Here is a 12,720-nt window from a genome sequence, read left to right on the forward strand (position 1 = left end):
TGCACCTGTCGGACCCACCATCCTGGAGCCCAGGACGAATCCTGCCCGCCGATAGCCGGGGCAGCATGGTTTCGTGTGGAGCTGACGATGGGGGTTTGACGGACGATGGGGGTTTGACGGTGGGCGCGGTCGATGAGGTGCTGCGGAGCGCGAGCGAGCTTGCGAGAAGCAGCTGCGGCGGTGGGTGGGATCGCTGCAGGGGCCCGCTGCTGAGGTGGCTGCCTATCAGTTCGGCTGGTCGGGGGAGGGCGTACGTCAAGGCGGTAAGTACGTTCGTGCTGCCCACTCTGGCGTGTGCGCGTGCGGTGGGAGGTGTGGACCGGCGGGCGGTGCCGGTGGCCGCGGCTGTGGAGATGGTGCACAACCTGTCGCTTCTCCACGACGATGTTCTGGACGGTGACACGGTGCGGCGCCACCGTGCGGCCGTTTGGCAGGTTTTCGCGTGCACGGCCTCGGGAACCTCGGTGGCACCGGCAGCCTCCAGCAGGGCGTTCACGGCGATGCGGGCGGCCTGGTTCGCGCCTTCCATCGTCGCCAGGTTCACCGGGGAGCGCACGTAATCCCCGGCCATGAACAGATTCGCCGCCGCCGTCACCGCCCGCGGGCGCGCCTCCCAGGAACCGGTGGTGTTGATCAGGAGTGGCTCGTCGTTGACGGCCGGCCCCGGCTCGTCCAGGTTCCGCACCGCCGGATCCAGCTCCCAGGAGTGCAGCAACCCCTCGTGCAGGCGGGTTCTACCAGCTCCGTTGAGCCCGTCGCACAGCTACGCCCAGACCTCGGCTGCGATCTGCGCCCGGCTGCACTCACGGGCTGGCTTGACGTACAGGATGCCGGGGTGTCCCAGGAGGAGATGTCCACCGACAGGCAGTCGGCCACCGTCCCGTCGCCGTAGGTGGACGGGACGTCGCAGTCCCAGAACTGGGCCTGGCTGATCGAGGTAAGAGCCCAGGGCGAGTCCAGGAACAGGACGTGGCCGTGGGTGACCGGCACCGGCTGGGCCAGGTAGAACTGCATGCCGACCATCCAGTCCGTGTGCAGCCCCGTCACGTTCTTGAGCTCGACGTCGGCCTCCGCCCGTCCGCGGTCCAGCAGCGCGCCGATGCGATGGACCGGCAGCGCGCAGACATACCAGTCAGCTTCCGGCTCCCGCCGCCGACCGGCCGGATCACGCATGTGGGCCCCGGTGACACGGCGACCGCTCAGGGCCAGCCGCTCGACCCCCCATGCGAGTTCCAGCCGCACCCCCAGGGACGCCAGATGACGGGTCCACGGGTCGATCCAGGCTGTGGTGGTGGGGCCGTTGAGCACCCGGTCCGCCGACTGCGGTTCCTTCCGTGCTGCCGTCGACAGGGATACGGCGCAGAGTGTCCGGCAGACTCCGGTAGACCCCGGGGAAGAACCGGAACCCGTACTCACTGGGCAGGTCCAACCGCCCGCCGCGGCCGGTCCCCGCCACCCACGCACTGCGGGCTTTGCCACCCCAGCCGACGGGCTCCGCCACCGTCACCTCGAAGCCGCGCTCCGCCAGCTCCATCGCTGCCGTCAACCCAGCCACGCCACCACTCAGGACCGCGACTCGCCCGCCCCGTCACGAGGAGTAGATCACCCATCAGCTTTGAGGCAGAGATCGCGCGTTCGACGCTCAATACAGTTGCTTGGCCTCCGAGTTGCCGCACGGTGTGAACCCGGTCGGCCACATTCGCTCGGCAGGGCCAGAAAGTGCTCAGGCGAGCGCGGGTACGCGCGGCGCAGCACAACACACGCCCACGCAGACAGCCGGTAGCCGCTCCCGCCGACGGAGCGGGGGCGCGGCGCTCAAGGGGATCGAGGGCCTTGCGGTCACAAACCAGGACAGTGGGTGCGCGACTGGACGACCGCAACCTCATCGCTTGTTCGGTGTGGCACCCGACGGGAGCCGAAGGTGCTCACCCGTCTGCTCGGCGAGATCCAGGAGTCCGCCGAGGACAACGAGACCACACAGGCATAGGCGACCGGCGACCAGACGTTCACCGGCTCGACCTCAATCCAATGGTCGAAGTGCTGGCCGGCTCCGACCGCCGGCGCTCGCACCGTCGTTGGGATCCGCCGGGCGGCGGCCTCGGCGTCCCAGCCACCGGTCCAGAGTGGGACCCAGGCGCCACACAACCGTCTGGCAGGACACGTCGTCGCGGCGCTGCAGACACCAGCCCACCGGCAGCGCCGCGACGACGTGTCCGGCCGACACCATCACCGCGTGGTGATGGTCAGCGTGCCAGCCGTCATGAGCGCCCGCTCCGCTCCCATGGTGGTGCACCGCGGGCGCCATCGGTGCGGCGCTGCCGGGTAGGGCGGCGAAGAACTGGTGGAGTGCCGCCTGTCCCGCGCCCGTGGCCGCGAGCACCGCGGGCAGAGCTCCGCCGCGCCGGGCGAGGGGCAGAGCGAGAAGGAACAGCATTCCGGCCGCGGGCAGAATACTCCGCCCCGGGAGGGCCTTCCCGGATGCCAGGTGATGAGCGCAGAGCGCGAGCCCCGTGCTGGTCACCGTGAAGACCAGGGTGCGGACAGCGGCCACCGTCACTCCGCCGAGACCTCCCCGGGCGGAGCCTCCGGGACGTATTCGGGCGGTCCTCAGCATGGCGCCCCATCGTGAAGCACGACCAGTCGGCTCCGGCACCCGGTCAGAGACCTTTTCACGAGCTCTGCAGGCAGGCGGAGTTCCTCCGCAGCGTGCCGGGAGTTCTCGTCGCGGCGCGGCCCCAGCCCCCGGCCCGAAGCGGTCGCCAGCCGCCGCAACATGGACCATGATCGCCCCCAAACCGGGGATCCTCGCGACCCTTGAAGCTCCCCTTCCCCCAGAACCCCAGCAGTCCGCCATGCACGCGACCTGCTGGCCGCGACGCCGGAGGAGCCATTTCCCAACCCCACTCACACCCGCGCGCCCAGGCACGTAGGACAGCGATGACTACCCAGCGTTACTAAACAAACGCGCCCGCAATCAGCTTTTGCCCGTGACCAGACGACGCCGTCCACAGGGGGGAGTGCTCACCGATACCAACACCCCAGGTCGAGGGCCCGCGAGTGACCACGGATTCGCGGAACCTACACGAGGACCTCGCCCGTGGCTGAGGCGCAGATCGTTCTCTCCCACAGCAGAGAATCCGGGATCGTCGCCGTCGCCTCGGGCGAACAGTATCCGTGGGCACACACCGCCCTCGCCGAGAGCGGCTTTCAGCGGTCCGACGACGGCGTCTACCACCTGTCGGCAGATGGCAACCAGAGCACCGTGGCCGGCCTGTTCGCGTGCGCGAAACGACACCGCACCAGCGTGCACACGAGCAGCCGGCGCTTCATCGGCGACGCCGCCCGCGGCCTTGCCCGCCACCTGCCCGGCCAGTGGAACGCCTCGGTCGAGATCTACTCCCACCTGCCTGGCAGGAGGACCTGGTGTCCTGGATCTGGGACAGCGGCGAGCTCGGCCGCGCCCTGCAGAGCGAGCGAATCCCCTACGCCGCGCTCCTCACCGACATGGTGCAGGGCACCACGCTGCTGCTCATCGAGCACCCCGGCCATCAACGCGACTACCTGATAGGGGCTTTCGCCCCGGAGGGTCTCGACGAGGGTTACGGCGATCCCCACGCCCCGCGCAGCATCGTCCTGCCGCCGTTCCCCAGGCAGGCTGCCCAGGCTCTTACCGGTCGGTACTTCCCGGCCTACGAGCAGGCCGTCCACGCCCGCCAGACGGCGGCCATCGCCGGTGCACTCGGGGACATCCGCTCCGAGCGCGACACCTGGCAGGCCGTGAACGCTTCCGGCCGCTACAGCAACGCCACTCCGCTGAGCGCCGCCGCCTTCGGCGCCGCGACGGAGGTGTTCCTCAACCATGCCTGGCGCCGCTTCCTGACCGTCGTCGACCAGCCCCGGCGGTGCTCGACCGGTGCCGACCCGCCAGCAGTCCGTGGCCCGGCGACGCCGCAGCTCTCTGCCAGCTGGCCGATGCCGTGAGCGATGCCGAGGCCCTGGTCGACGCGATCGTCCACGGCCTTTTGGTGCCGGATCAGGAGCGCCGAGCCCACGCATGGCCCGCCATCGAGACCTGGCTCACCGACGGTGAGATCTTCCTGCGCCAGGCCCGCGTGAGCGCAGCCCACCGCCACCCGGCCCTCCCCGTCACCGCACCGGCCTGGCCCCTCACCGCGGGCCGTGCCGCGCACCGCGGCCACTGACCGCTCCGCCCCGACAGCGTGAGGAGAACCCCACCCCCTTGCAGCCCGGCACCCACTTCGCCTTCGGCGACCACGAGGAGCACGGCTTCGTCGCCTCCTTCACTTCCTCCATGCCCGCATACCTCGCCCACTGGTTCCTGGAACGGGAGCAGTTCGAGCCCGTCCCCGGTGAACCCGGGCTGTACCGGCTCAACAACCCTGAGCGCGACGGTCCCCGCCGGACCCGCCAGGCCGTCCACGATCTTCGTCGCCAGGGCTACACCGTGCAGGCCGACCTTCGCCTCGACCGCCGTCCCTGCCGGCCCACCGCACCCGGTCCGGACGAACGGGCTCCTTGAGCGTCGTAACCGTCTCACCCAGGCCGCCGCCGGCCGAACAACACAGAGCTCCACACCGCCCACCACCTTCCCCCCAGCGGCCCGGCCGATCCCGCCGAAGCCCAGTCGCCGAACTCACCGGCGATGTCCTCACCGGCTGGCCGAAAGGGATGCGGCTGATCATCCGCAAGGAACGACCTTATCCCGGTGCCCAGTTGAGGAAAACCGACGCGGACGGCATGCAGATCGACGCGGACGGCATGCGGATCACCTGCTTCGCCACCAACACCCCCCACCGGCCGATCGCCGAGCTCGAACTCCGCCACCGGCTGCGGGCCCGCGCCGAGGACCGCATCCGGGCCGCGCGTTGGACCGGCCTGCGCAACCTGCCCCTGCATCACACCGCGCAGAACCAGGTCTGGCTGGAGATCGTCCAGATCGCTCTCGACCTGCTGGCCTGGATGCCCCTGCTCGCCCTGACCGGCAAGGCCCGGCTCTGGGAACCCCGCCGCCTGCGACTCCGCCTGTTCACCGCTGCTGGCCAACTCGTCACCACCGGCCGACGCCGCATCCTCCGACTCGCCCGCCACTGGCCCTGGACCCACGAGATCACAGGCGCCCTCGAACGGCTCGCGCTCCTGCCGAATCCCGGCTGAACAGCGGATTCTTCTGTCGCATGCCCGACATCAACCACAGAAAGCGAAACGGTCCACCGACTCCGTCGGCGGACCGTCATGCAAGATCGAGGTTAGGGCTTGTGGGCGCCGAGCTTGGTCGCACGGCCTTGCCGCTGTCCGGTGAGTATCTCCTCCACAACCGTGGCGCGGGAGAAGCGCAGCATCGTGTTGCGGATTAGGTCGCTGATCGGTGAGGCTATGGGTTCCCGCCGGATTTGCTACTGCGGCAAACCTTGGTAATTGGCCTGGCCAGCGCTCTGGCCGCCGTCTCCTGCCACTTCGCTGCCGGTGACGAACCGGGAGTCGTCGCTGGCGAAGAACAGAACGATGCGGGCGATGTCATCCGGCTGGCCGACCCGCCCGAGGGCGATGTTGCTGGTGTCGAATACGACGCCTTCGGTCATGGGGGTGTTGGTTTGGCCGGGATGCACCGCGTTCACACGAATTCCGTGCACTCCGAGTTCCAAAGCAGCGGTCTTTGTCAGTCCGCGTACGCCCCATTTGGAGACGACGTAGCCGGACATCCTGGGCACTCCTTGCAGGGCACCTACGGAGCCGATGTTGATGATGGAGCCACCGCCGGCCCGCTTCATCGCCGGGGAGACAGCCTGGATGCCATTGAAGACGCCGATGAGGTTCACATCCAGGGTGCGCTGCAGCCGTGCAGCGTCCCACTCCTCCAGGGGAGCCGGGTCGGCAATGCCCGCATTGTTGACCAGAATGTCTACGGACCCGAAGCGATTCTCGGCACCCCGGACCACGTCGGCCCACTCCTGCTCCGACCGAACGTCGAGCCGTTCGGTCGTGACGGCGCTCCCAAGGTCCTTTGCAAGGATCTCCGCGGCCTCGACGTTCACATCCGCTATGACCACGTTGGCGCCCTCGGCGACGAGTCGGCGGACCGTTGCGGCTCCCATGCCCATCGCACCGCCGGTGACCACTGCTGTCTTGTTCTCCACTCGCCCCATCGCGAGTCTCCCTTCCCGCCCGGACATCATGTCCGGGACGAATGACTTATCGGACTTCTTCAACTGGCTCATGATCTGGTTCAGTCCTCGAAGTCAGTGCTGCGGCTCAGCGACTCCCAGACAGCGCGTTCCTTCTTTGTCTGCTCGGCTGCATCGGTGAGACGGTCCGGAGCTTCGTTGCCCAACGCCGGCCGGACGGGGGTATTGTCTGCAGCTAGGGGCAGCACGACGGTGTCACCTTCACCGAGCGCACACCATAAGGCCGTGTTGCATGGGGGTCGGCGCCTGTGCGCAGAGCCTCCGCGCAAGGCCGTAGGCCCGATCCGCTGCCCTAGCGGGTGGAGCAGCTCAGTCCTTGAGGTCGTTGAGGAAGCCCAGGATCTGGTTGGTCACGAACTCCGGCTTCTCCTGCTGCACCCAGTGTCCGCTGCCCGGCACGATCACTGGCTCACGGAAGTCGGCATGCAGTTGCGGCATAACCTTCAGGGCATCCCGCACTCCGGGCATGTCGAGCACTACGTCGTGCTCGCCCAGGAGCAGCATGGCCGGCATCGGCAGCCGCATGCCGTGGAAAGGCGCAGTGATTTCCCAGTTTCGCTCTAGGTTGCGGTAGAAGTTCAGTGCGGACGTGAAACCGTGGGTCTCGTAGGCCTGTGCGTAGGTCTCCAAGTCGTCCTCGGTCAGCCAGCGGGGCAGTTCTTCCGGCTCCTCCCACCTGTCAATCATGCGCTCACCGGGACGCACCAGGAAGCGGGTCACGACATCGTCGGCGGGGTTGTCGCCGCTGAGCCCGTACAGCACCTTGCGCAGCGTCGTGCGCACATCTTGATCGAACTCCGCGTCGGCCAGTCCGGGTTCCTGGAAATATGTGAGGTAGAAGGTACCTTCCTGCGGGTCGAACAGCTTCTTGGTGGCCTGCACAACAGACTCTTCGCCTCGGCCGGGAGGCGCGCTGATCCCCATCACAGCGCGCACGAGGTCGGGCCGCATAGTGGCGAAGTCCCATGCACACTGACCGCCCCAATCGTGGCCGATGACCACGACGGACTGTTCCCCTGTGCTCCGTATGAGGCCTACAAGATCTCCGACGTAGTGTGCGATGCCGTACGCGTCGACGGAGGCTGGGCAGCTGCTGTCTCCGTAGCCCCGCAGATCCGGGGCGATGACGCGGTAGCCGTTGTCCACCAGCGGGTCGATCTGGTGGCGCCAGGAGTAGGAGGTCTCCGGGAACCCGTGCAGAAGGAGCACGATGGGACCGGATCCCTTGTCGAGGACCGACAGTTCGACCCCGTTCACAGATACCCTTTTGCGCTGTTCCATTTGTTGGTCCTTACTGAGGAGCACTGGCCAGAGTCAGATGTACGACACAGGCGCGGCGGAGTGGCTGGTTGTCGTTTCCTGATTGACGGGCTCGTAGCGTTCTCGCCCGGGTGCGAACCTAGGGCAGGCCGTCTCTCGCGCCCAGCGACCCGGCAATACGCCGGGTCGGCCTCATGTCCAGTCGTCCTCACGCGGAAGGAGAGTGATGTTTTGGCCGGCTATCGCCTTCTGCAAGAGGCTGTCAGTACGGAGGCGCCGGCTCCAGGCCTCCGGATCGTAGTTGTCCTCACGCATCCCGTGGTCCAAGAAGAATTGCTCCGGGCCTGCGGGCAGGTAGAACACCATCAACTTCGACGGCACATCCAGTAGGTTCTTGAACCCGTGGCGTGTGCCGCGCGGGATGTACACGAAGTCGCCCGCCCCAGCCTCGAAGGTCTGGTCACCGTTGATGAACCGGAACTGACCGGATTTGATGAGGAATGCCTCATCCTCCCGGTTATGGGTGTGGGGAACATTGCCGAACTGCGGCGCAATGCTCCCTTCCATCACCCCTAACTGGCCGTTGGTCTGAACGCCCGTCACCTTCACCGAGAAACGTTCCTCTCCGGTTATGCGAATGAGGCCCTCTTCGTTGCGGACAACGAAGCCGTCAGCCGACGTCCATACCGGGTCATTCTTGTCAGGTACAGCAAAATTGAATGTCATGGGATCTCCTCGACAGAGCACAGCGAAACATTGGATCGGTCCACTGGGTGACTTCGGCCGCCCTCCTTCGCAGCTGAGCAGCCCAAGGGTCCACGCGGCCAACTCTCGTCAGCAGCACGGTTGTTGACTATACGTCATTGACTACCGATCAGTGAAGCCTGTGAGATGCGCGCTCAGGCATACCCTGATAGACCCAAGGCGCATCACAGAAGGACCCAAGCGTGAAGCAGTCAGACACCCTCAAAACGCCCACAAGACGACAGTTGGCCGCAGAACGGACCCGCCGAAAACTACTCGAATCGGCACTAGAGAACTTCTCCCGACAGCCCTACGCAGAAGTCACCGTCGCTGGCATCGCACGGTCCGCAGGTGTGGCACACGGGCTCCTATCCCACCACTTCAGCGGAAAGGAGACCCTCTACGCAGAGACGATCCGGGAGATCAGCCGCCAGCTCCGCGCGGCTACGCACATCCCAGAGGAAGGCTCCGTCGTGTCACGGCTGCACCAGCACTTCACCGCTCACCTCAACTTCCTGAGCGATCACGAGGACGCCGCCTGCAACCTCATCCTGCGCCGGGCTAAGGCGACAGATGTGGCCAGGGAAGCCTTCGACGCAGCACGCCAGGTAGGGCTCCAAGACGTCTGCAAGGCACTGAACCTGGACATCGACGAGCCACAGCTGCACCTGCCCCTCCTCGGATGGAGCGCTTCCTGTGACGAAATCACCCTGGAGTGGCTAAAAACCGGCCGTCCCCTCCCGGTTGAGGCAGTGGCCGACCTGTTCCTCAACTTCCTGACATGTGCGATTCAGGCCGCATACCGCCTCGCTCACACGCCCGCCCTGCGCAACGCCCTGACGGAGCTACGAGCGCAACCCGCACCGAGGTGAGGGAGTACTCCAAACCGACTGGAATGCAGCGGCTGACTGAGGTTCCCCGCGGGAGTGTCCAGTAGACGGCTGATCCAGTTTCCGTAATGGTCAGTTGGCGGCCGGGGTGAGCCGGCTTTCGAAGGCGATCTGGAAGGCGTTCAGGGGTGCCTTCCAGCGCATGGTCCATCGCTTGCGGCCCTTGCCAGTCGGGCCAGGCTCATCAGCGCCCTGTAGACGCACTTCATGGCCGCGGCCTCGTTGGGGAAATGCCCGCGGGCCCGGACGGCCTTGCGGATGCGGGCGTTGACGGACTCGATCGCGTTCGTCGAGCAGATGACCTTGCGGATCTTGACGTCGAAGCTGAGGAAGGGCACGAACTCGGCCCAGGCGTTTTCCCAGAGCCGGATGACCGCCGGGTACTTCTCGCCCCAGGCTTCCTGGAACTCGCTGAACCGCTCAGTTGCGGCAGCCTCGCTCGGGGCCGTGTAGACGGGCTTGAGCGCTTTGGCGATCTTGTCCCAGTCCTGGCCGGCCGCGTGACGGAAGCTGGTCCTCAGCAGGTGAACGACGCAGGTGTGAACGATCGTTCGCGGCCAGACGGTCTCCACGGCCTCGGGCAGGCCCTTCAGCCCATCGCAGACCAGCATCAGCACGTCATCAACGCCCCTGTTCTTCAGGTCCGTGAAGACGCTCAGCCAGTACTTCGCGCCCTCGCCACCGTCGCCGGCCCAGATGCCCAGGATGTCGCGGTGTCCTTCGGCGGTCACGGCCATGACGACGTAGACCGGGCGGTTCGCGACCTGCCCGTCCCTGATCTTGACGTTGATGGCGTCGACGAAGAGGACCGGGTAGACGTTGTCCAGCGGGCGGTTGGACCATTCCGCCATGCCGTCCATCACCTTGTCGGTGATCGTGGAGATGGTGGCCTTGGACACGCTCGCCCCGTAGACCTCAGCCAGGTGCGCGGAGATCTCGCCGTGCGTGAGGCCCTTCGCGGACAACGACAGCACCATCTCGTCCACGCCGGACAGCCTGCGCTGGCGCTTCTTGACGATGGCCGGCTCGAACGTGCCCGCCACGTCCCGGGGCACCTTGACCTCTGGGCCCACATCGGTCAGCACCGTCTTCGCCCTGGTGCCGTTGCAGGAGTTGCCGCTGCCCCGGCCCTCGGCGCCGTGCTTCTCGTATCCCAGTTGATCGGTAATCTCGCCCTCGTCCCACCCACCACAGTCAGGGCACACCGGCGAAAATGCTGGCGATGCGAGCCGTTCGCTTCCTGGCCGAACATGCGCACCTGGTAGCCGGGCCCGTCGTACACGGCCTTCGTGGAAAGTATCAACTGCATTGGCACGCCGTCGTCGGGAGTGCCCTAATGATGTCCACTCCCGGGTGCGTCCTTATGAAGCAGGCGGCAGGTGAACAGGGCCCGGACGAGCACCCCACACAGCGCTGCAGCATCGTGTGGGCTGATGGCGCGGCCCGCGCCGCGGACGCACGTCAGGCCCTGCGCGCCTTCCTCACCCACGCCCTGTCAGCCGGCCCCCGAACTCTGCGGTCTCACTTGGATATAGACGCGGAACTCGTCGTCAGCGAGCTGGTCACCAACGCCAACCGGCACGCCCCCGGCCCCTGCGGACTGGTCGTGCAACTGACCGCAGAAGAACTGACGATCGCCGTCTCGGACACCTCCACCGAACAACCCACCGTCTCGCCTCTGACTGACTCATCCGCACCTGGACCCACTACTCAGCCGAGATGGCGTGGCACACCACTAGAAGTCCGCGCTACGCGAAAGCTTTTCGTTCTCGCGAAGCTCCACAAGTGCCTTCTCGTGCATGGCAACAACGGTTTCGTACCCAGAATTGCCGAGCACGATCCGCTGCGGCGGAACGGGTGCGTTCATCGCACTGATCACGGCCTGCACACCGCGCACGGGATCACCCGCCTGCTTGCCGTCCTGGTCCACGAACGCCGCCTTGACGCCCTCGACCAGCGGCAGGTAGGCCTCGACGGTCTCGTCGACGGGCTCGTCTTGGAAGCTGGCGTAGGCCTTGGTGCGGAACCCTCCCGGCTCCACGACGAGCACGCGCACCCCGAACGGCTCGACCTCGTGACGCAGTGTCTCTGACAGGCCTTCGAGTGCGAATTTCGCCGCCGCGTAGTAGCCGAACCCTGGTGCGCTGACAAGGCCTGCCACCGACGACATGTTCACGATCCAGCCGTCGCCCCGTGCCCTCATGCCCGGCAGAACCGCCCGCACCACCTCGACCACCGCGAACAGGTTCAGGTCGAACGTGTGGCGGACCATCTCTTCTCGAGCGCCCTCGACGGAGCCGAACCAACCTCGGCCCGCGTTGTTGACGAGCACGTCGATCCCACCGAACCGCTCCTCAGTCGTCCTGACCGCCGCCCGCACTTGATCTGCATCGGTCACGTCGAGCTTGAGAACCAACACGCGGTCGCCGTACGGGTCAGCCCACTCCTGCAGTTCGGATGGCCGACGCGCGGTCACTACCACTTGATCGCCCTGTTGCAGCGCGGCCTCGGCGTACGTCAGGCCGAACCCTCCAGGCGTCCCACCAGTGATGAACCAAGTCCTCATGGACTTCCCCTCTCGCTATAGAGCTCAATGTAGCGCTACATGAGTTACTGTAGCAACATGCAGAACACACGGGATCGACTCCTGCTCGCCGCAGCGGAGTTGCTACAGAGCGCCGGCACTGTGTCCACAAGGGCTGTGTGCGAACGAGCCGGCGTGCAGGCGCCGACGCTGTACCACCACTTCGGCAGCAAGCAGGGCCTGATCGACGCCGTGGTGAACCACGGCTTCACCCAGTACACGGCCGTCGAAAGCTCCGGCGACCCGCTCGGCGACCTGCGCGAGGGCTGGGACAGGCACGTGCGGTTCGGACTGGAGCACCCGTCGTTCTACGGCCTGCTCTATGGCCGCGCCGAGCCGGGAAGGCCCTGTGCCGTCACCGCTCCTGCCCACGCCGCGCTGTGCGAGAGGTTCAGTGAAGCGGCTACGAAGGGCCTGCTGAAGGTGCCCGCGGAGGACGCTGCCGAGCAGGTCCTCGCCGCGAACGTTGGCGTGACGCTCACGTTGATCACGCAGCCCGCGCCGGACTTCGCGCTGTCCGAACGCGCCCGCGAGGCGGCGCTGGCCGGGGTGTTGAACCCCACGACGGGAGACGCCCTGAGGACCCGTGCAAGTGCCGCGCTCACGTTGCGCGCGCTACTCCGCGAAGATCCAGGCGACCTCACTCGTGGAGAGCGCGCACTGCTGGCCGAACTACTCGATCGTCTGGCTCGCTAGCCTCGCGCTTCCATGAAGCGGGCTGTCCGACAGGCGGTCAGGTAAGCAGAACACAGAAAGTGCCTCTGACCAGCGAGAATGAGGATTGCTGAGGTCCTTGTTCCCGCTCCTGTCGGAGGCACTTTCCGGCGAAACCTGGCAGAACCGACGGAACGCCGCTCCGGCCTCGGCTTCCTACGACGACTGGCAGCACGGCACCTTGACCTGGGCGTCCACCCTCGGCAGGAGCCCCAGCCGTACTGCGCTCAAGTCGGGCCAGCCGGCGTTGATTTGCGCGGATGTCATCCGCCCCAGCATGGAATGGCTGGCCGGGAATTCATCGAGACACCTGCGGCCCGCCATC

General features: G+C 66.6%; 11 protein-coding genes and 3 pseudogenes. 7 read left to right on the forward strand and 7 right to left on the reverse strand.

Annotated features, from left to right (window positions below; translation table 11 throughout):
• The first annotated feature begins 65 nt into the window (after window positions 1-65).
• Window positions 66-560, forward strand: a complete 495-nt coding sequence (locus ACRAKF_RS04650; RefSeq protein WP_447041812.1) for a polyprenyl synthetase family protein — start codon at window positions 66-68, stop codon at window positions 558-560.
• 73 nt (window positions 561-633) lie between these two features.
• Here ACRAKF_RS04650 and ACRAKF_RS04655 read toward each other — a convergent pair whose 3' ends face one another.
• Both ACRAKF_RS04655 and ACRAKF_RS04660 read right to left on the reverse strand, forming a co-directional pair.
• Window positions 634-1,173 (reverse strand): hypothetical protein, encoded by a 540-nt coding sequence (locus ACRAKF_RS04655; RefSeq protein ID WP_447035519.1) that lies wholly within the window; start codon window positions 1,171-1,173, stop codon window positions 634-636.
• A complete protein-coding gene (locus tag ACRAKF_RS04660) occupies window positions 1,166-1,555 on the reverse strand; it encodes an FAD-dependent oxidoreductase (RefSeq protein ID WP_447035521.1) in 390 nt (129 codons plus the stop codon). The genes ACRAKF_RS04655 and ACRAKF_RS04660 overlap by 8 nt, the downstream gene beginning before the upstream one ends.
• 1,868 nt (window positions 1,556-3,423) lie before the next feature.
• Here ACRAKF_RS04660 and ACRAKF_RS04665 point away from each other — a divergent pair.
• The 4 genes and pseudogenes from ACRAKF_RS04665 to ACRAKF_RS04680 all read left to right on the forward strand — a co-directional run.
• Entirely contained in the window at window positions 3,424-3,981 is a 558-nt protein-coding gene (locus tag ACRAKF_RS04665) for a hypothetical protein (protein ID WP_447035523.1), read from the forward strand.
• Entirely contained in the window at window positions 3,978-4,202 is a 225-nt protein-coding gene (locus ACRAKF_RS04670; protein WP_447035524.1) for a hypothetical protein, read from the forward strand. Before ACRAKF_RS04665 ends, ACRAKF_RS04670 begins: the two co-directional genes overlap by 4 nt.
• A gap of 38 nt (window positions 4,203-4,240) precedes the next feature.
• A pseudogene (locus tag ACRAKF_RS04675) lies at window positions 4,241-4,646 on the forward strand (hypothetical protein); the annotation flags it as partial.
• Window positions 4,645-5,175, forward strand: a pseudogene (locus ACRAKF_RS04680) (transposase); the annotation flags it as partial. The pseudogenes ACRAKF_RS04675 and ACRAKF_RS04680, both read left to right, overlap by 2 nt.
• 239 nt (window positions 5,176-5,414) lie before the next feature.
• On the opposite strand, the gene ACRAKF_RS04685 reads toward ACRAKF_RS04680, so the two are convergent.
• From ACRAKF_RS04685 to ACRAKF_RS04695, 3 genes are all read right to left on the reverse strand, one after another.
• Window positions 5,415-6,236, reverse strand: coding sequence for an SDR family NAD(P)-dependent oxidoreductase (locus tag ACRAKF_RS04685; RefSeq protein ID WP_447035525.1), 822 nt, complete (start codon window positions 6,234-6,236; stop codon window positions 5,415-5,417).
• A gap of 276 nt (window positions 6,237-6,512) precedes the next feature.
• Entirely contained in the window at window positions 6,513-7,484 is a 972-nt protein-coding gene (locus ACRAKF_RS04690; protein WP_447035526.1) for an alpha/beta fold hydrolase, read from the reverse strand.
• Between the two features lie 171 nt (window positions 7,485-7,655).
• Window positions 7,656-8,189 (reverse strand): cupin domain-containing protein, encoded by a 534-nt coding sequence (locus tag ACRAKF_RS04695; protein WP_447035527.1) that lies wholly within the window; start codon window positions 8,187-8,189, stop codon window positions 7,656-7,658.
• Between the two features lie 221 nt (window positions 8,190-8,410).
• On the opposite strand from ACRAKF_RS04695, the gene ACRAKF_RS04700 reads away from it, so the two are divergent.
• Window positions 8,411-9,079, forward strand: a complete 669-nt coding sequence (locus ACRAKF_RS04700; protein WP_447035528.1) for a TetR/AcrR family transcriptional regulator — start codon at window positions 8,411-8,413, stop codon at window positions 9,077-9,079.
• Window positions 9,080-9,169: 90 nt separating this feature from the next.
• Here ACRAKF_RS04700 and ACRAKF_RS04705 read toward each other — a convergent pair.
• Together ACRAKF_RS04705 and ACRAKF_RS04710 are read right to left on the reverse strand one after the other, a co-directional pair.
• Window positions 9,170-10,269, reverse strand: a pseudogene (locus ACRAKF_RS04705) (IS256 family transposase); the annotation flags it as partial.
• Between the two features lie 563 nt (window positions 10,270-10,832).
• Window positions 10,833-11,663 (reverse strand): SDR family NAD(P)-dependent oxidoreductase, encoded by an 831-nt coding sequence (locus ACRAKF_RS04710; protein WP_447035529.1) that lies wholly within the window; start codon window positions 11,661-11,663, stop codon window positions 10,833-10,835.
• A gap of 57 nt (window positions 11,664-11,720) precedes the next feature.
• Between ACRAKF_RS04710 and ACRAKF_RS04715 the strand changes: the two genes are divergently transcribed.
• Window positions 11,721-12,377, forward strand: a complete 657-nt coding sequence (locus ACRAKF_RS04715; protein ID WP_447035530.1) for a TetR/AcrR family transcriptional regulator — start codon at window positions 11,721-11,723, stop codon at window positions 12,375-12,377.
• The last annotated feature ends 343 nt before the right edge of the window (window positions 12,378-12,720 follow it).

The organism is Streptomyces sp. DSM 118878, assembly GCF_052936595.1.

What these genes read in the sequence shown, in the direction of transcription:
- ACRAKF_RS04650 (WP_447041812.1), top strand. Translation starts at nt 66, where the DNA reads ATGGTTTCGTGTGGAGCTGACGATGGGGGTTTGACGGACGATGGGGGT.
- ACRAKF_RS04655 (WP_447035519.1), bottom strand. Translation starts at nt 1,173, where the DNA reads ATGCGTGATCCGGCCGGTCGGCGGCGGGAGCCGGAAGCTGACTGGTAT.
- ACRAKF_RS04685 (WP_447035525.1), bottom strand. Translation starts at nt 6,236, where the DNA reads ATGAGCCAGTTGAAGAAGTCCGATAAGTCATTCGTCCCGGACATGATG.
- ACRAKF_RS04690 (WP_447035526.1), bottom strand. Translation starts at nt 7,484, where the DNA reads ATGGAACAGCGCAAAAGGGTATCTGTGAACGGGGTCGAACTGTCGGTC.
- ACRAKF_RS04695 (WP_447035527.1), bottom strand. Translation starts at nt 8,189, where the DNA reads ATGACATTCAATTTTGCTGTACCTGACAAGAATGACCCGGTATGGACG.
- ACRAKF_RS04710 (WP_447035529.1), bottom strand. Translation starts at nt 11,663, where the DNA reads ATGAGGACTTGGTTCATCACTGGTGGGACGCCTGGAGGGTTCGGCCTG.
- ACRAKF_RS04715 (WP_447035530.1), top strand. Translation starts at nt 11,721, where the DNA reads ATGCAGAACACACGGGATCGACTCCTGCTCGCCGCAGCGGAGTTGCTA.